This window comes from Massilia alkalitolerans DSM 17462, from assembly GCF_000427785.1.
Taxonomy (GTDB): Bacteria; Pseudomonadota; Gammaproteobacteria; order Burkholderiales; family Burkholderiaceae_D; genus Telluria; species Telluria alkalitolerans.
Map to the genome: position 1 here is coordinate 74,774 of NZ_ATYR01000026.1, position 15,892 is coordinate 90,665.

Genomic DNA, 15,892 nt, shown 5'->3' on the forward strand with positions numbered 1-15,892 from the left:
TTAGGCTTTGGCGTCCGCGATGGCGGCGGCCAGGGTGCGTTCGACCAGCGGCACCTTGAATGCGTTGTCCTGGGTCGTGCGCGCGCCGGCAAGCACAGCGCCCGCCACGGCCTGCGCCCCGCGCGGGAACGCGGCTTCGGCCGCTTCCACGCGCCACGGCTTGTGGGCGACGCCGCCCAGCGCCACCCGGCCGCTGCCGTCGCGCTGCAGGATGGTGGCCACCGAGACGATCGCGAAGGCATAGGAAGCGCGGTCGCGCACCTTGCGGTAGCTCTGCACGCCACCGACGGGCGGCGGCAGCGTCACCGCGGTGATCAGCTCACCGGGCTTCAGGTTGTGGTCGACGTGCGGCGTGTTGCCAGGTAGGCGGTGGAAGTCGGCGATCGGGATCACGCGCGTGGCGCCGCTCGGGTCGATGGTCTCGACCTGGGCGTCCAGTACGCGCATGGCCACCGCCATGTCGCTCGGGTGGGTCGCGATGCAGGCATCGCTCTGGCCGACGATCGCGTGCAGGCGGGTAAAGCCGCCGATGGCGCTGCAGCCGCTGCCGGGCTTGCGCTTGTTGCAGGGGACGTTGGTGTCGTAGAAATAGGGGCAGCGGGTGCGCTGCAGCAGGTTGCCGGCGGTGGTGGCCTGGTTGCGCAGCTGGCCCGAGGCGCCCGCCACCAGCGCGCGGGTCAAAACGCCGTAGTCGCGCCGCACCCGCAGGTCGGCCGCCAGGTCGGAATTGCGCACCAGCGCGCCGATGCGCAGGCCGCCGTTCGGGGCCGGCTCGATGCGGTCGAGCGCCAGGTCGTTGACGTCGATGAGGTGGGCCGGCGTCTCGATCTGGAGCTTCATCAGGTCCAGCAGGTTGGTGCCGCCGGCAACGAAGCGCGCATTCGGAATGCGTGCTGCCGCGGCCGCGGCTTCCTGTGGGGTCCTGGCCCGTTCGTAGGTAAAGGCTTTCATCGCTTGGCCCCCGCCACTTCGGCAATCGCTTCCTGGATGTTCGAATAGGCGCCGCAGCGGCAGATATTACCGCTCATGCGCTCGCGGAACTCCATCTCGCTCGGCTGAGGGCTCGCGTTCAGGTCGGCCGTGACGTGGCTCGGCGCGCCGGCCCGGATCTCTTCCAGCATGCCGACGGCGGAGCAGATCTGGCCCGGGGTGCAGAAGCCGCACTGGTAGCCATCGTGCTTGATGAAGGCGCGCTGCAGCGGGTGCAGGTTGGTCGGGGTGCCGAGGCCTTCGATGGTGGTAATCTCGTGGCCTTCCTGCATCACGGCCAGGGTCAGGCAGGAGGTGGTGCGGCGGCCGTCCACCAGCACCGTGCAGGCGCCGCACTGGCCCTGGTCGCAGCCCTTCTTGCTGCCGGTGAGGTGCAGGCGGTCACGCAGGGCGTCCAGCAGCGTGGTGCGCGGATCGACCATCAACTGGTGCTCAATGCCGTTGACCTTCAGCCGGACGCTCATGGTCGTGGGCGTGGTGGAGGCAGGCGGCTGGGCGGCGGCGGGCGCGGCCTGGGCCGGCGCCGCGAGCTGGGAGGCTACCGCGACGCCGCCGACGGCGGCGGTCGACGCCTTGAGCAGCTGGCGCCGATTGGGATCGAAGTCGGGCATCGTACTTCCTTTCTTGAGGGGGGCTGGCTGGACGGGCAATTTGATGAAAATGCGCATGCAAGAACATAGCGCTTTTTTAATTTTTGAGGCGTGCAGTTCGTTCAGGCGTGCAGCCCTGGCATTGTAGGGGCGTGGGAAGGCCGCACTGCATGTGAAAAATGCAAGGGCTTATGAATGGAATTCATGAATCCGGGGCACTTATCAGTACGCCCGGTAATGAAATGTCAGGAAGCGCGCCGCGCGGCTGCTGCTTTCTTCGGCTTGGGCAGCGGCATCAGGGCCGCGGTCTGCTCGATCAGGCGGCGCAGCGCCTCGGGATCGTCGAGCAGCTCGTCGGCGATCGGATAGTCCTTGGCGCCCGGGTACGGCGGCCCCTGCGGCAGGTCCGGCGCCAGCGCCGTTACCGCCTTCGACGGCTTGATGAACAGGCTGTTGTCGCAGGCGAAGGCAACCACCTTGCCGTCCAGGTAGAGGGCATATTCGCCGAACATCTTCTTGTGCGTTAGCCGGCTGCCCAGCCCCGCGACCTCGGTGACGTAGTCGACGAAACTCCGTTCGGTTCCCATCTGCTCTCCCCTCGTTTATCCGATCCACATAATAATGCAGCTCTTCATGCAGACTTAAGAATATGGCAATGCGTTCGGGTACAGTCGCCAGGCCATTCACTTTGCGACATGACGATGAAAGCCCCGTTCCTGACGATCCTCGTAGCTCTCGTAGCCAGCCCGGCACTCCTCGTCCATGCAGATGCGCCGGCAACACCTGGGGCGCCGCAGCCCGATCCCTCCCCGACCCGGACCGCGCCCAGCGCCCGTCCGAGCGACGAAGCCATCAAGGCAGCCGTACGCGCCGTCCTGGATGAGATGCCGGCCGACGCCATGCCCGCCGGCGGCACCGCGCTCAGCGGAGGCGCATACCGCGAATTCGCGCGCAAGTTCTCGGAAGCGGAGAAAGCACATTGCCTGGGTCCGGACGCGCTCAAGCACCAGCCGGCCGGCTTCAGCACGAAGAACTGGAACTTCGGCTTTGGCGGCCTGGCCGGCCTGCCCTTCTGGGCTGCCGCCATCGCGCGCGGCAAGTGCAACTGGACCCGCTAACTCAATAGCTTTCCCCGCCCTCCTCGGCAAGCAGGCGCTCCAGCGGACGCCGTCCGAGCTTCCAGAAGATGAGCGGCGTCAGCAGCGAATCGAGCAAGGTGGAGCTGATCAAACCACCGAAGATCACCACCGCCACCGGATGCAGGATCTCCTTGCCCGGCGCATCCGCCGCCAGCAGCAGCGGCGTGAGCGCGAAGGCGGCCACCAGCGCCGTCATCAGCACCGGCGTCAGGCGCTCGATCGAGCCGCGCACGATCATCGGCCATCCAAAGATCTCGCCCTCGAACTTGCACAGGTTGATGTAGTGGCTGATCTTGAGGATGCCGTTGCGCGTGGCGATGCCGGCCAGCGTGATGAAGCCGACCATCGAGGCCACCGACAGCGATACCCCTGCGATCCACATCGCGATGACGCTGCCCACCAGCGCGAACGGGATGTTCCCCATGATGATGAGCGCCAGCGCCCCCGAGCGGTAGCGCGAATACAGCACCAGGAAGATCATCGCCAGCGAGGCCAGCGCCAGGACCGCGATCAGGCGCTGCGACTGCTCCTGCGCCTGGAACTGCCCTTCCACGCTGACGAAGTAGCCGCCCGGCAGCCGGGTCTGCGCCACTGCCAGGCGCACGTCCTCGATGATGTGCGACATGTTGGAGCCGTCCGTGTTCGCATACACGACGATGCGGCGGCGCCCGTTCTCGCGGCTGATCTGGTTGGGGCCGTCGCCCTCTTCCACCGTGGCGATGCTCGACAGCGGAATCTGGCCCGCTGGGCTGCTCAGCATGACGCGGCCCAGGTCCTGCGGCGAGCGATCGGCATCGTCCAGGCGCAGCACCAGGTCGTAGCGGCGCGCGCCGTCAATCACCTGGGTCACGCGCGTGCCTTCCGACAGCGACTGCAGCGCCTGCAGCACCTCGCCCGCGGCCAGGCCGTGCTGGGCGGCCTTGCGGTAGTCGATGCGCAGCTTCACCTGCGGGATCAGGACCTGGCGCTCGACCGACAGGTCGACCAGGCCCGGAATGCCAGCCACGCGCCCACGCAAGTCTTCGGCGAGGCCGCGCAGGGTGTCGATGTCGTCGCCGTAGATCTTCACCGCGATCTGCGCGCGCACGCCGGACAGCAGGTGATCCAGGCGGTGCGAGATCGGCTGGCCGATCGCGCTTGATGCCGGGATGCCTGCGAGCTGGTTGCGGATGCTGGCCATGACTTCCTCGCGGCTGCGCTTCGAAGGCTTCAGGTCGATCTCGATCTCGGACGAATGCACGCCTTCGGCATGCTCGTCCAGTTCGGCACGGCCGGTGCGGCGCCCGACCTTGGCGACTTCCGGCACCTGCGCGATCAGGGTCTCGGCCAGCGTCCCCATGCGGTTCGCCTCCGCCAGCGAGGTGCCCGGCGTGAAGCTCATGCTCATCACCAGCGAGCCTTCGTCGAAGGCCGGCAGGAAGGCACGCGGAAAGAAAGGCACCGAGGCGACCGCCAGCAGCACTACCAATGCTGCAGCACCCAGCACGGGGCGGATGCGCGGCAGCGACCAGTGGAGCAGCGCCGTGTCCCAGCCCTTCAGGCGGCGCACGATCGGGCTGTCGCCGCGATGCAGGCGCTTCATCTTCGGCAGCAGGTAATAGGACAGCACCGGCGTGACCGTCATCGACACCAGCATCGAGGCCAGGATCGAGGTGATGTAGGCGATGCCCAGCGGCGCGAACAGGCGCCCCTCGATGCCCGGCAGCGCGAACAGCGGAATCGACACCAGCACCACGATCACGGTGGCGTAGACGATCCCCGAACGCACTTCCACCGAGGCATGCCAGATCGTCTCCAACACCGACAGGCCGGTCTTGTCGCGCTCCTTGAGGCGGCGCACGATGTTCTCGACGTCGACCACCGCATCGTCCACCAGCTCGCCGATCGCGATCGCCAGCCCGCCCAGGGTCATCACGTTGATCGACTGGCCCAACAGGTGAAAGGCCAGCGCCGTCACCGCCAGCGAGAGCGGGATCGCCACCAGCGAGATCAGCGTGGTGCGGGCGCTCAGCAGGAAGGCGAACAGCACGATCGCCACCAGGATGGCGCCGTCGCGCAAGGCTTCCACCACGTTGCCGACACCGGCCTCGATGAAATTCGCCTGGCGGAACAGCACCACGGGCTGCGCGATCCCGGCCGGCAGGCCCTGCTTGAGCTCCGCCAGCGCGCCCTCGATGTCGCGGGTCAGGCGCACCGTGTCGCCATCGGGCTGCTTCTGCACGCTGACGATCACCGCCGGCTTGCCGTTCATGCCGGCGTCGCCGCGCTTGAACGCCGGCGCGTAGGCAACGCTGGCGACCTGCTCGAGCAGCACCGGCATACCCTTGCGATAAGCCACCGACAGGCCCTTGACGTCTTCCAGGCGCGTGGTGCGCCCGAGGTTGCGGATCAGGTACTCGCGGTTGTTCAGGTCGATGAAGCCGCCGCTGGTATTGGCCGCGACGCCGCGCAGTGCATCTGTCACCTGTGCAAGCGAGACGCCAAACTGCGCCATGCGCGCGGTGTCGGGCTGCACGCGCAGCTGGCGCACTTCGCCGCCGATCGGGATCACCTGCGACACGCCCGGAATCGACAGCAGGCGCGGACGCAGCACGAAGTCGGCGTACTCGCGCGCCTTCATGGGATCGGTCCGGGCCACATCGATGGGCAGCGCGATCAGCATGATCTCGCCCATGATCGACGACACCGGCCCCATCATCGGCGAGATATGGCCGGGCAGCCCTTCCTTCACCAGGCCCAGGCGCTCGGACACCAGCTGGCGGTTGCGGTAGACGTCGGTGCCCCAGTCGAATTCGGCATACACGATGGACAGGCCGACGCCCGACACCGAGCGCACCCGGGTCACGCCCGGCATGCCGTTGAGCGAGGTCTCGATCGGGAAGGACACCAGCTGCTCGACTTCCTCGGGCGCCATGCCGCCGGCCTCGGTCAGCACCGTGACCACCGGCTTGTTCAGGTCGGGGAACACGTCCACCGGGGTGCGCGAGGCCGTATAGGCCCCGTAGACCATCAGCAGCAGCGCCGCCGCCAGCACGAACAGGCGGTTGCGCAGGCTGAAACGTACGATAGCGTTGAACATGGGCCGCCTACCGGATCTGGTTGATCAGGGAGGTGCCCTTGACCACGACCCGGTTGTCCGGGCTGAGCCCACGGGTCACGATCACGGTGCCGGCATCGAGCGGCGTCGCCTCCACCGGCAGGGCGATGAAGCGCTGGGCCCCGGACTTGATCCACACCACGGTCTCGTTGGCCTGGTTGCGCGCCAGCGCCGACGCCGGCAAGGCGATGCCCTTCACCGTGGTGTTCAGCCTGGCCAGTACGGTCACCGGCTGACCCACCGCCAGGTCGAGCGCCTTGCCCTGCGCCCGGAAGTTCAGCGGCACCGCGCCTTCGCGCAGGCTGCGCCCTCCTCCCAGCAGCGTGAGCTGGACATCGGCCACCTCGAGCAGGGTCGCGCTGCCGATCCTGCCCGCCAGCGCGGCGTCCGTCGCCAGGGCTTCGACCAGCATCTGCTGCGGATCGACGATCTCGAACAGCAGCTCGCGCATGTCCACCATCTGGCCGTTCAGCACCGCCGCGCTGGCGATGATGCCGCTGCTTGGCGCAACGAGGTTTTCCACGCCGCCGATCGATTTCGCCACCGCGCGCTCGCGGCCGGCGTTGGCTGCCAGTTCGGCGCGGGCCGCCTCGACTTCCTTGGCCGGCACCACGCCTTCCAGCGATTCCAGGCGCTTGAGCCGCTGTTCCAGCAGCGTGCGGTTGGCGCGCAGGCCGGCCAGTTCGGCCGCCTGGTTGCCGCGCTCGATGGCGTCGCCGATCGGGCGCAGGCGCGCCAGCACCTGCCCTTTCGCGACGCGCTGCCCAAGCACCGGCAGGCCCTTCGGCCCCGGCGCGATCTGTCCCGCGAACGGCGCCTGTACCCGGCCGCCGGCGTTCGGATCGATGGCGGCGCGGCCGTTGAGCTGGACGGTGCGCGCGTGCTCGCCTTCCTTCACCATCAGGGTGCGCACGCCCATGCGGCGCTGCGCCAGCTTGGGCACGTTGACGCTGCCGTCCGGCAGGCGCGCCAGGCCGCTTGCCGCGCCGCCTGCCTTCTCGTCGAGATGTTCACCATTGGGGCCGTGCGCGCCCGGCGAGGCCAGCAGGGAAGTCGTGAAGAGGCCGGCGAGCAGGCCGATAACAATGCGATGTTTCATGTTCAGGCTCCCTGGCGCTGGCGCATGCGGCGCACGACGAATGCGGCGGCAATCAGGACGACGGCCGCGACGGCGGCCAGCAGCCACGGGCTCCACGCCGCGTGCTCGTGATCGTGGTCGTTGTCTTCAAGCGCTTGCGCCACCTGCAGCGTGCCTTCGAGCAGCTCGCTTTCCTCCCCCGCAACGAGGGTGAACAGCAGCGGATGCGCGCCCGGTTTGGAGATCGCGGCGAGCAAGGCCGGATCGTCGACCGCGTAGTCGCCCATGTCGGCGTGGAAGCTGGCTTTCGCCTTGAGGTTCTTGTACTGGACTTCCAGCACGCCGTTCAGGACCGGCTCGTTGGTCGCGTAGCGGTCGATCATGATCGACAGTTCGCCACCCGAGAGCTGGCCTACCAGCTCGAAGGCTTCGGTAAAGGTCTCGACGCGCGGCAGCACGGCGCCCGCGCTTGCTGCCGGGGCGTCGAGGTGTTCGCCGTTCGGCCCGTGCGCGCCGGGTCCGGCCAGTGCCGGCGACATGGCCAGCATGGCGGCGAGGAACAGGGTCAGGATTTTCATGGAAGGATTCCTAATGCTTGATTGAGTTGCGCATGGGCGTGCCCGACTGCGACTTGTTGCTGGGCCACGGCGACGTCGGCCTCGTGGGTCAGCGCGCGCGAGCGCAGCAGGTCGGCCAGCCCCCGTTCGCCCTGGCGGAAGGCGTTCTCGAACAGCGCGGTGTGTTCGTGCAGGGCCTTGGCGCGCGCGATGGCATCGTTCAGGGCCGTGCCGGCATTCGCCAGGCGTGCGCGGGCGACGGCGAGCTCGGCCCCGCTGGCGGCTTGCGCCTCGGCCGCTTCGGCGGCCGCGGTGGCGATCGCGGTTTGGGCCTGGGCCTCGACGCTGCGGTTGCGCGCGGCGCTCCCGAACGGAATCTGCAGCGCCACGCCGAGACTGCGCGTCGGTTCGCGCAAGCCACGCTCGTCTTCGCGACGCACCGACAGGGCGATCGTCGGGGGCGCCGAACGGTTGGCCTCAAGCAGCCGCAAGTCCGCGCGTGCCCGCTGCTCGGAAGCCTGGGCAGCGGCCAGGCGTGTATTGGCAGGCGCCTGCGCTTCGCGCAGCGGCTCCGGTTCCAGCACCGGCAGTTCCGGCAGCCCGGTCAGGACCTGGAAGCGCGCCAGCGCCTCGGCGGCGGCGGTGCGGGCCTTGCCGACCTCGATGCGCGCGGCCAGCACTTCCTGGTTGGCCAGCAGCGCGTCGCTGCGCGCCAGGTCGCCCGCCCCGACGCGGCGGCTCACTTCATTGGCGAGTCCTTCGAGGTGGTGCAGGTGGTCCTGTTTTTCGTCCAGCGTGACCTGGGCGGACGCTGCTTCCCACATCCGGTTGCGCACCAGCCCGGCCACGGCCAGGCGGGTTGCAAGCAGGTGGGCGCTTGCCTCGATCGTCGTGCGCGCGGCCAGCGTTTCGCGGGCGGACTTCTGGCCGGGCAGCCAGAACGAGGACGAGACCGACATCTCGGATTCGCGCTGGGCGCGTTCCGATCCGCTCTCGTCGCGTCGCTGGGACAGGCCGAGCGTGGGCGGCGTGGCGAGCCAGGAAGCGGCGCCGGCGCGTGCCGCCGCGGCTTCGAGCTGGCGTGCTTCGATCGTGCGCGCGTCGGGCACGCGCTGCCAGGCGCTGTCGACGGCGTGTTTGAGTGTGACTGGCGGTGCCGCAAGCGCCCAGCATGGCAGGGCAAGCGCGGTACCGACAAGGTAAAGGGACAGGCGGCGAGTGCGCATGTGTTCTCCATCGGTGAAGTTCGAGATCGACCGAAGGGAAGCGCACGGGCGCGAGGAGCTCGCGCTTGGTTTGTCAGGCGTGCGTCATTCCCCCGGCGGCGTGGCCGGGGGCGTGGCGGGGTGGTTTTCGTGGCCCATCCAGGAACGGTTCCGGCAGCGACTGGGCAGCGGGGACGACCACGCTGGACAGCAGCTGTTCGGGCGGCACGATGAGCGCGGGAAGGAGCAGGTCGGCTGGCTGCGCGCAGGAGTGGTGGTCCTGCGCATGGGCAAGCGACTTCTCGGATGCGTCGTAGTGCACCGAGCCGTCGTCTTCGTGATGATGGTGGAGGATGTTCTCGTCGTGCGCCACCGCGTGCGCCAGGGCGCCGGCGCCGTAGGCCTGCGGCGAGCCGCCCTGCATGGCGACACCATACAGGGGAAGGCAAAGCAGCAGAAGGATGGCAATGAACCGGCGCAAGAGCTCACCTCGGGGAATGCGCCGATTATAGCAGCGCGGCGACCGGCCGGATCATGCCGCCGCTGCAAGCAATGCGCGCCCGATCAAAACGCGGCGCGCACGCCCACAGTGATGTTCCGTCCCGCCAGCGGCGCCACATCCTTCAGGACCGAGGTCGAGATGCGGATGTCCTCGTCGAGCAGGTTCTTGCCGATGATGAACCAGGTCAGGTCCGCGTTGCGGAAACGCTGGGTGTAGGACAGGTTGGCGTCCAGCTGGGTGTAGGCCGGGGTCGGCGTCGTTTCGAACGAGGCCAGGCGTTCCTGCTTCAGCGCGCGCAGCACCGAGACGTTTGCGCGCAGCGCACCCTGGCGATAGCCGGCCTCGAATCCGATGCGCTTGGCCGGCTGCAGCGGCAGGCTGCCCGCATGGTCCAGCGAACCGCGCGACAGGTCGCCGAAGGCGCGCAGCGACAGGCCTTGCGTATGCGGGTGCCGGTTGTAGCTGATCTCGGCCTCGGCGCCGCGAATCGTGGCGTCGGCCTGGCGGAAGATGCGCTCGCGCAGCTCGTCGCCCGGGTTGCCTTCGTCGTCCAGCAGGGTGTCGTTGACCTCGCCGTAGATGAAGTCGTGCACGCGGTTCTCGAACAGGTTCGCCTGCCAGCGAATCAGGCCAGTCACCTTGCGCAGCGAGATTTCCAGGTTGCGCGAGGTCTCCTTCTTGAAATTCGGGTTGCCGATGTCGTAGGTCAGGGTCGATTCGTGCGGGCCGCCCGAATACAGCTCGTCGGTGCCCGGCGCGCGCTGCGCCACCGAGGCGGTTACGCCCACCGTGTAGTCCCGGGCGAGGGGCCAGATCGCGCCCGCCGAATAGGACAGCAAATCGAAGCTGCGGCGCGGCGCGGCTCCTTCCGGCTCGCGTTTCACCGATTCCACCCGCACGCCGGCGTTGACGCGCGTCTTGCCGAACTGGCGCTGCTCGACCAGGAAGGCGGCATGGGTATCGGACACGGTCACCGGCACCGTCGCCGATTCGCCGCTGTCCGCGCTCAGGCCGGAAAAGCGGGTGTGCTCGGTCTGGATGCCGAAGCTGCCTTCCCAGCCCTTGAGCGGCTTGTGGGTCAGCTCCAGACGGGACTCAAGCGAGCGGTTCGAGAAGATGGTCTCCGGGCCGCCCTCGGCGTTGAGCTCCACGTGCCCGTAGTCGGAATAGCCGGCCTTGAAGCGCAGCCTCTCGAAGCCCGCCATGGGCGCATTCAGCTGGCCGTCGACGTCGTAGCGGGTCTGGTCGAGGTCGATCCTGGCGCCCTCGCCGCCCGGGATGCCGTACTTCTTCTTCAGCGAGCTGACCGAGGCGCCGAAGTAGCCGCGCTCGCCGATATACGACGCGCCTGCGCCCAGGGTGTGCTGGCGCAGGGACGAATCGGGCAGCGTGTCGCCCTCCGGCGCATCCGGAATGTGATAGTCGCCGGCATCGCGTCCGCTGCCGTCGACGTGCAGCGCCACCTTGCCGCTCGCCGCGTCGCCGGAGAAGGACAGGGCGCGGCCGTGGTCGACACTGCTGTAGCGGCTTTCCATCACGCCGCTCGGCTTGTCGTGCAGCTCGGTCGGGATGCGCTCGTTGACGACGTTGACCAGGCCGCCGATCGCGCCCGAGCCGTACAGCAGCGCCGCCGGGCCGCGCAGGATCTCGATCTGGCGCGCGGTGGCCGCTTCGCCGGTGACGGCGTGGTCGTTCGACAGGCCGGACAGGTCGGACACCGACATGCCGTTCTCCAGCACCTTGACGCGGTTGCCTTCCAGGCCGCGGATGATCGGGCGCGAGGCGCCGGCGCCGAAGGCCGAGGCCGACACGCCCAGTTCGCTCGACAGGGTGTCGCCCAGCGAACTACCCAGCTTGCTGCGCAGTTCGTCGCCGGCCAGCACCTTGGCCGGCGTGAGGATCTGGTCGCCTTCGGCGGCATTGAAGGGGCTGGCGGTCACGACGACGGTCGCGACGGGCTCGCCGGTGGTCTGGGCAAACGAGCATGGTGCGAGTGCGGCCAATACCGCGCTCGCCAGGATGGTACGCTGGACGTGCATGATGAATTCCTCAAAGCGAAAACGGACGGACACGCCTGCGCGAAACGGGCGGCGCAGGCGCATCGAGCGGTTCAGGACATCAGGCGACGGGAGGCGCGCGGGAAGAGAAGTACGGCGTGAACGGCGCATGCCAGGAATCGAAGGCGGTCCACAGGGCGAGTATCCGGCTGGCAGGCAGGATGTCGATCGTGCAGGCCGGGGTATCCAGCGCGGGAGCGACCGTGGCGGCGTCGAAGGCGATGCAGGAATGCGGGACGGTCTGCTGGTGCGAGGCCGCGGAACCGTTGACGGCCGTGTCGAGCGCGACGGACGAATACTGCGTGGCGTGCGCGATCCGGTGCGCCAGGCCCTGCCAGTGCGCAAACACCATCGCCAGCGTCAGCAGGAATGCGACGAGGTAGCGGGTGGAGCGGATGCGTGGAAGGCTGGCGAACATCTGTCTGGTCGAAGAGCCGGAGTGGAACGTGGCGCTGAAGGACGGCATTATAACTGGATGGCAGGCCGGCTGACAGCGTGGGCGGCGACCGGCCTGCGCATTGCGTGCTAGGTTCTCGTGCGTAAACACGTCTTGCATTCTACGAGGAGATCATATGGCACGGCATCCCGGTATCTTCCCCACTTTCTTCCTGTCCGGCTTCGAGTGCTCGAATTTCCTCTGGAAGGACGGTGTACGGCGCAACCTGGTCGCGGAGACCGGCCATGACCGGCATGCCGCCGAGGATTACCGCATCCTGGGCAGCCTCGGCATCGCCGTCGCGCGCGAAGGCATTCCATGGCCGCTGGTGGACCGGGGCGGCGCCTACGATTTTTCCATGCTCGATCCCTACATCGAGGCGATGAACGCGTCGAAGATCACGCCGATCTGGGACCTGTGCCATTATGGCTATCCGGACGACCTGGACCCGTTCTCGAACGCCTTTACGGAGCGCTTCGCGCGCTATTGCCGTGCTTGCGCGGAGTACGTGATGCCGAAGCTGCGCGGCCCGCATTTCTTCACGCCCATCAACGAGATCACCTTCTTTTCCTTCTGCGCCGGCGAATGGGGCTGGGCCGCGCCCTACCGCTGCAGCCGCGAGGACCGGGCGCGCCTGTTGAAAGCCCTTTGCCGCGCCGCCATCGCCGGCGTGAAGGCGATCCGCGACGTCGATCCGCAGGCGCGCATGGTGCACATCGATCCGCTGGTGCGGGTGGTGGCGCCGCGCGACCGGCCCGACCAGGAGGAAGCGGCGCGCTACGAAACCCACGTCGACAGCTTCCTGGCCTGGGACATCATCGAGGGGCGCGAGCATCCGGAATTCGGCGGCTCGCCCGAGATCCTGGACATCGTCGGCACCAACGTGTACTCCTTCGGCCAGATGGAATACCGCGAGAGCGGCCCGCACGCCCCACTGGAACCCGGCGACGAGCGCATCGCGCCGCTGTGCGACATGCTCGACACCGTCTGGCAGCGCTACCGCAGACCGATGATCATCGGCGAGACCAGCGGCCTGGGACACGGGCGGCCGGACTGGCTGCGCGACGTGATGGGAGAATCGCTGGCCGCGGTGCGGCGCGGCATGGACCTGCAGGGCGTCTGCCTGTTCCCCGCGGTGGACATGCCGGACTGGCATACCGGCCAGTGGGTGGGCAACGGGATCTGCGACGTGCTGGACGGGTGCGGCGACCTGAAGCGGGTGCCGAACCAGGCCTACGTCGAGGAACTGCGGCGCTGGCAGAAGGAGCTGAACCGGGTGACCAGCCTGGACGAGGACCCGTTCAGCAATCCGGTGGAGCTGCAGGACGTCGTCGATGCGGCGCAGCGGCTGAACATCCAGCCGGACAAGGACTGGGCTTGAGGCCGCGCCCGCCCTTCCCTACTTCAACTGCGCCAGCCGCTGCCTGGCGACATTCGCCGCGGGCGAGCCTGCATGGGCCGCGATCACGCGCTGCAGCGATTGCCTGGCGTTCTTCTTGTCGTTCAATTGGGAGAAGCTGGCGGCGATGTTGAGCATCGCTTCGGGCACGTTGGCACTGTCGGCGTGGCGCGCCACCATGTCTTGATGCGCCGCGATGGCCTTCCTGTAGTCGCCCAGGGAAAAATAGGCATTGCCCAGCCAGTAGCGGGCATCGGCAGCATGCTCGGAATCCGGGAAGCGGCGGAGAAATGCTTGCAGGCCGGTGGCGGCGTCCTGGTAATCCCCTGACTTGAAGGCGTTCATCACCGTCTCGTAGGACTGCTTTTCTGCCGACAGCGCGTCGGCAGCTTCCTGGCGCGATTCGAACTTCCTGATGCGCGCATCGAGGTCGGCGTACAGGTCTTTCTGATTTTTACGGGCGTTGGCGATCTCGTTCGTCAGCAGCTCGATCTGCCCGCGCAGGTTGGCCAGCTCGCGCATGGTCTGCTCGTGCTGGTTCAGCATGTCCAGGCCGAGCGTCTTGTCGCCCTTGGTATCGATGCGCGCGTGGAGATCGCGCATCTGCGTATCGATGTCGCGCAGCCTGGTGTCGACCTTGGCGCCCAGCGCGACGATGGCCTTGCGGGCTTCGTCGTCGTCGAGCAGTCCGGCCCCGGCATGCAGGGGCAGGCAAGCGATCAGGAGAACGGCTGCGGCGGCGCGCCGGCGAAGGCTAGCGCCGCCCACGGTAAGGCTCGCATCCGATGCCATCGCCGTCGCGGTCGAGGTGGGGACCATAACCGGGCTCGCCGATGCGTACCGGCGCAGCGCCTGCCGCCCGCGCTTCCGTGCAGTTTTTAAAGGCACCGCTGCTGCGCATGCTTCCCTGCGAGCCTGTGTTCAGGGGCGCCAGGCCCTGGGCAGAGGCATACGATGGGGAAACCGGCTGCCGTGCGGGACTGCGGTGGCAATGGTAGTCACCGGTCTTGCGGTTGACATGGCAACCGTCCGCATTCAGGCCGCCGCCATGGGCGCTGGCCCCAAGGGAGCATACCGAAGCGCCCAGCGCGACCAACAGCCGAAGAATTGGCTTCATCTGCACATCCCACCCTATCCGAATCGCTCGACAATCCTGACCAAGTCTCATGAATACCTGGTAACCCGTTTCGATATTAGTGAGTGATGGGGTTTCGCGCAAGAAATAGCCGAGGATGGAATGGCATTAATGCTGATCGGGTAGCCATTCGAGCAGATCGGTCACGCCAATATCGACGCGCGATTGAGACAACAGGGTGCTGGCCTGGCCACGGTGATGGGTCTGGTGATTGAAGAAGTGCAGCAGCAGGCTGCCGAAATGCTTCCGGTTGTCGCCGCGTGCGTTCCGGTACGAGAGGGGCTGGGCCAGGTCTCGGTCCGATACCTCTGCCGCGAAGGCCGTGATGATCGCATCGAGCCGCACGCGGTGCTGGTGCAGCACAGGCAGGTCGTCGCTGTAGCGGTAGGTCAGGCCAGTGGGAGCGGGAATGTCGGCCATCGCTTGCAAGGAAGCGAAGGCCGAAGGATGTCCCATGAAGCGGCGCAGCCAGATGGTGTCTCCGGCAACGATGTGATTCAGGGTGCCCATGATCGAGCCGAAGAAGGCGCCCCGGTCGGCCAGCAGCACGTCCTTCGGCAAGCTCGCGGCGGCGGCATACAGCCTGCCGTTCATGGCGGCGTTATAGGACGCCAGTAAGACGATATCGTCGCGGGTCGGCATGCCTGTCTGTCTCCTGCCTGTTCTGTTTCGGAGCGGCGATCATACGGAGAGCAGGCCATCGATACAAGTGAGCGCATGGCCGCCGACCCGGATCGCCGCGTCCGAAATCGCCAGCTTGAGCACGCCGGCGCGTCCGACCATTTCACCCTGGGTGGCCAGCAACTCGTTTCCGACGGTTCCGAGCTGCCTCGTGTGGCGCAGGTAGGCCGCCACGGCGCCGGTACCGCTGCCGCACACCGGGTCCTCGTTGACGCCATGGGCCGGGGCGAAGGCGCGGACCTCGATGCCCGCCGGGCTCCCCGGATCGTGGGCGCCGAAGATGACGACGCCCGTGTGCCGCTCCGTGATGTCCTGCGCCTTCATGCGCTGCAGGTCCGGGTCGCAGGCCAGCACCGCGCGGGCGCCCGTCAGCTGGGCGACGACCCAGCGCGGGCCGACGTCGACCAGGTAAGGCACGACGTTCACTTCCAGGTCGGCGCCGAGGATGGATTCCAGCTGGGCGGCCTGGGCGGCATCCAGCGCCGTCAGGCTCGGCGTGGGCAGCTCGAACGAGATCCAGGGCGCGCCCTGCCCTTCCTGCTCGACCGTCAAGCTCACCAGTCCGGCGGCGCATTGCTGCACCAGGATGCTGTTCTTTGCCTGGACGGTGCCCGCTTCCATCAATGCATGCGCGGTGCCGATCGTCGGATGGCCTGCGAACGGCAGCTCGCCGCCGGGCGTGAAGATGCGGACCTGGTAGTCCGCACCCTGCTGCGTCGGCGGCAGCACGAAGGTGGTCTCGGACAGGTTGGTCCAGCGGGCGATCTGCTGCATCTGCCCGGTCGAGAGGCTGGCGGCGTCGAGCACGACGGCGACCGGATTGCCCTTGAACGGGACGGTGGTGAAGACGTCGACGGTCTTGATCGGTAGGCGTGTCATGCTTGCTCCCGTGTTGGTGAAGGCTGGCGATGAGTGTACCCGCTTGGGCCGGAAATCGGGATAGGGGCGGCCAAATCTGGCCGGCCCCTCCCACACCACCCGGCATGCGGGTCCGCACCGGGCGGTTGGAACGGTTGAGGTCGCGAT

Annotated in this window: 16 protein-coding genes; 2 read left to right on the top strand and 14 right to left on the bottom strand. The window is 67.7% G+C overall.

Going from position 1 to position 15,892, the window contains the following annotated elements:
- The 3 genes from YWC_RS0121125 to YWC_RS0121135 form a co-directional block, all read right to left on the bottom strand.
- Positions 1-951, bottom strand: coding sequence for an FAD binding domain-containing protein (locus YWC_RS0121125; RefSeq protein WP_027867185.1), 951 nt, complete (start codon positions 949-951; stop codon positions 1-3).
- Positions 948-1,601 carry an aldehyde dehydrogenase iron-sulfur subunit PaoA gene (gene paoA, locus YWC_RS0121130; protein WP_036215324.1) on the bottom strand — a complete coding sequence of 218 codons (654 nt, stop codon included), beginning with the start codon at positions 1,599-1,601 and terminating at the stop codon, positions 948-950. The genes YWC_RS0121125 and paoA overlap by 4 nt, the downstream gene beginning before the upstream one ends.
- 224 nt (positions 1,602-1,825) lie before the next feature.
- Positions 1,826-2,167 (bottom strand): TfoX/Sxy family protein, encoded by a 342-nt coding sequence (locus tag YWC_RS0121135; protein WP_027867187.1) that lies wholly within the window; start codon positions 2,165-2,167, stop codon positions 1,826-1,828.
- Between the two features lie 114 nt (positions 2,168-2,281).
- Between YWC_RS0121135 and YWC_RS32980 the strand changes: the two genes are divergently transcribed.
- The gene (locus tag YWC_RS32980; RefSeq protein ID WP_156923827.1) at positions 2,282-2,698 is read left to right on the top strand and encodes a hypothetical protein; all 417 of its coding nucleotides are present in this window, start codon (positions 2,282-2,284) and stop codon (positions 2,696-2,698) included.
- A 1-nt stretch (position 2,699) separates the two neighbouring features.
- Here the strand turns inward: YWC_RS32980 and YWC_RS0121145 are convergent, their stop codons facing one another.
- The 7 genes from YWC_RS0121145 to YWC_RS30220 all read right to left on the bottom strand — a co-directional run bounded on the left by YWC_RS0121145 (position 2,700) and on the right by YWC_RS30220 (position 11,633).
- Positions 2,700-5,798, bottom strand: a complete 3,099-nt coding sequence (locus YWC_RS0121145; protein WP_027867189.1) for an efflux RND transporter permease subunit — start codon at positions 5,796-5,798, stop codon at positions 2,700-2,702.
- A gap of 7 nt (positions 5,799-5,805) precedes the next feature.
- The gene (locus YWC_RS0121150) at positions 5,806-6,915 is read right to left on the bottom strand and encodes an efflux RND transporter periplasmic adaptor subunit (protein ID WP_027867190.1); all 1,110 of its coding nucleotides are present in this window, start codon (positions 6,913-6,915) and stop codon (positions 5,806-5,808) included.
- 2 nt (positions 6,916-6,917) lie between these two features.
- Positions 6,918-7,472, bottom strand: a complete 555-nt coding sequence (locus YWC_RS0121155; protein ID WP_036215301.1) for a hypothetical protein — start codon at positions 7,470-7,472, stop codon at positions 6,918-6,920.
- Positions 7,469-8,677, bottom strand: coding sequence for a TolC family protein (locus tag YWC_RS0121160; RefSeq protein WP_027867192.1), 1,209 nt, complete (start codon positions 8,675-8,677; stop codon positions 7,469-7,471). The genes YWC_RS0121155 and YWC_RS0121160 overlap by 4 nt, the downstream gene beginning before the upstream one ends.
- Before the next feature lie 73 nt (positions 8,678-8,750).
- The gene (locus YWC_RS31745; protein WP_156923828.1) at positions 8,751-9,137 is read right to left on the bottom strand and encodes a hypothetical protein; all 387 of its coding nucleotides are present in this window, start codon (positions 9,135-9,137) and stop codon (positions 8,751-8,753) included.
- A gap of 83 nt (positions 9,138-9,220) precedes the next feature.
- Positions 9,221-11,197 carry a TonB-dependent receptor gene (locus YWC_RS0121170; protein ID WP_027867193.1) on the bottom strand — a complete coding sequence of 659 codons (1,977 nt, stop codon included), beginning with the start codon at positions 11,195-11,197 and terminating at the stop codon, positions 9,221-9,223.
- Between the two features lie 79 nt (positions 11,198-11,276).
- Positions 11,277-11,633, bottom strand: a complete 357-nt coding sequence (locus YWC_RS30220; protein ID WP_051306632.1) for a hypothetical protein — start codon at positions 11,631-11,633, stop codon at positions 11,277-11,279.
- A 154-nt stretch (positions 11,634-11,787) separates the two neighbouring features.
- Here YWC_RS30220 and YWC_RS0121180 point away from each other — a divergent pair, with 154 nt between their 5' ends.
- Positions 11,788-13,032, top strand: coding sequence for a glycoside hydrolase family protein (locus YWC_RS0121180; RefSeq protein WP_036215303.1), 1,245 nt, complete (start codon positions 11,788-11,790; stop codon positions 13,030-13,032).
- A gap of 18 nt (positions 13,033-13,050) precedes the next feature.
- Here the strand turns inward: YWC_RS0121180 and ybgF are convergent, their stop codons facing one another.
- The 4 genes from ybgF to YWC_RS0121195 form a co-directional block, all read right to left on the bottom strand.
- The gene (ybgF, locus tag YWC_RS0121185) at positions 13,051-13,869 is read right to left on the bottom strand and encodes a tol-pal system protein YbgF (protein WP_229413154.1); all 819 of its coding nucleotides are present in this window, start codon (positions 13,867-13,869) and stop codon (positions 13,051-13,053) included.
- Positions 13,805-14,218 (bottom strand): excalibur calcium-binding domain-containing protein, encoded by a 414-nt coding sequence (locus YWC_RS34210; protein ID WP_371846448.1) that lies wholly within the window; start codon positions 14,216-14,218, stop codon positions 13,805-13,807. Before YWC_RS34210 ends, ybgF begins: the two co-directional genes overlap by 65 nt.
- 75 nt (positions 14,219-14,293) lie before the next feature.
- Positions 14,294-14,827, bottom strand: a complete 534-nt coding sequence (locus tag YWC_RS0121190; protein WP_027867196.1) for a DinB family protein — start codon at positions 14,825-14,827, stop codon at positions 14,294-14,296.
- 39 nt (positions 14,828-14,866) lie between these two features.
- Positions 14,867-15,745 (bottom strand): PhzF family phenazine biosynthesis protein, encoded by an 879-nt coding sequence (locus tag YWC_RS0121195; protein WP_027867197.1) that lies wholly within the window; start codon positions 15,743-15,745, stop codon positions 14,867-14,869.
- Positions 15,746-15,892 lie beyond the last annotated feature (147 nt).

What these genes read in the sequence shown, in the direction of transcription:
- YWC_RS0121125 (WP_027867185.1), bottom strand. Translation starts at nt 951, where the DNA reads ATGAAAGCCTTTACCTACGAACGGGCCAGGACCCCACAGGAAGCCGCG.
- paoA (WP_036215324.1), bottom strand. Translation starts at nt 1,601, where the DNA reads ATGCCCGACTTCGATCCCAATCGGCGCCAGCTGCTCAAGGCGTCGACC.
- YWC_RS0121135 (WP_027867187.1), bottom strand. Translation starts at nt 2,167, where the DNA reads ATGGGAACCGAACGGAGTTTCGTCGACTACGTCACCGAGGTCGCGGGG.
- YWC_RS32980 (WP_156923827.1), top strand. Translation starts at nt 2,282, where the DNA reads ATGAAAGCCCCGTTCCTGACGATCCTCGTAGCTCTCGTAGCCAGCCCG.
- YWC_RS0121145 (WP_027867189.1), bottom strand. Translation starts at nt 5,798, where the DNA reads ATGTTCAACGCTATCGTACGTTTCAGCCTGCGCAACCGCCTGTTCGTG.
- YWC_RS0121150 (WP_027867190.1), bottom strand. Translation starts at nt 6,915, where the DNA reads ATGAAACATCGCATTGTTATCGGCCTGCTCGCCGGCCTCTTCACGACT.
- YWC_RS0121155 (WP_036215301.1), bottom strand. Translation starts at nt 7,472, where the DNA reads ATGAAAATCCTGACCCTGTTCCTCGCCGCCATGCTGGCCATGTCGCCG.
- YWC_RS0121160 (WP_027867192.1), bottom strand. Translation starts at nt 8,677, where the DNA reads ATGCGCACTCGCCGCCTGTCCCTTTACCTTGTCGGTACCGCGCTTGCC.
- YWC_RS0121170 (WP_027867193.1), bottom strand. Translation starts at nt 11,197, where the DNA reads ATGCACGTCCAGCGTACCATCCTGGCGAGCGCGGTATTGGCCGCACTC.
- YWC_RS30220 (WP_051306632.1), bottom strand. Translation starts at nt 11,633, where the DNA reads ATGTTCGCCAGCCTTCCACGCATCCGCTCCACCCGCTACCTCGTCGCA.
- YWC_RS0121180 (WP_036215303.1), top strand. Translation starts at nt 11,788, where the DNA reads ATGGCACGGCATCCCGGTATCTTCCCCACTTTCTTCCTGTCCGGCTTC.
- ybgF (WP_229413154.1), bottom strand. Translation starts at nt 13,869, where the DNA reads ATGGTCCCCACCTCGACCGCGACGGCGATGGCATCGGATGCGAGCCTT.
- YWC_RS34210 (WP_371846448.1), bottom strand. Translation starts at nt 14,218, where the DNA reads ATGAGACTTGGTCAGGATTGTCGAGCGATTCGGATAGGGTGGGATGTG.
- YWC_RS0121190 (WP_027867196.1), bottom strand. Translation starts at nt 14,827, where the DNA reads ATGCCGACCCGCGACGATATCGTCTTACTGGCGTCCTATAACGCCGCC.
- YWC_RS0121195 (WP_027867197.1), bottom strand. Translation starts at nt 15,745, where the DNA reads ATGACACGCCTACCGATCAAGACCGTCGACGTCTTCACCACCGTCCCG.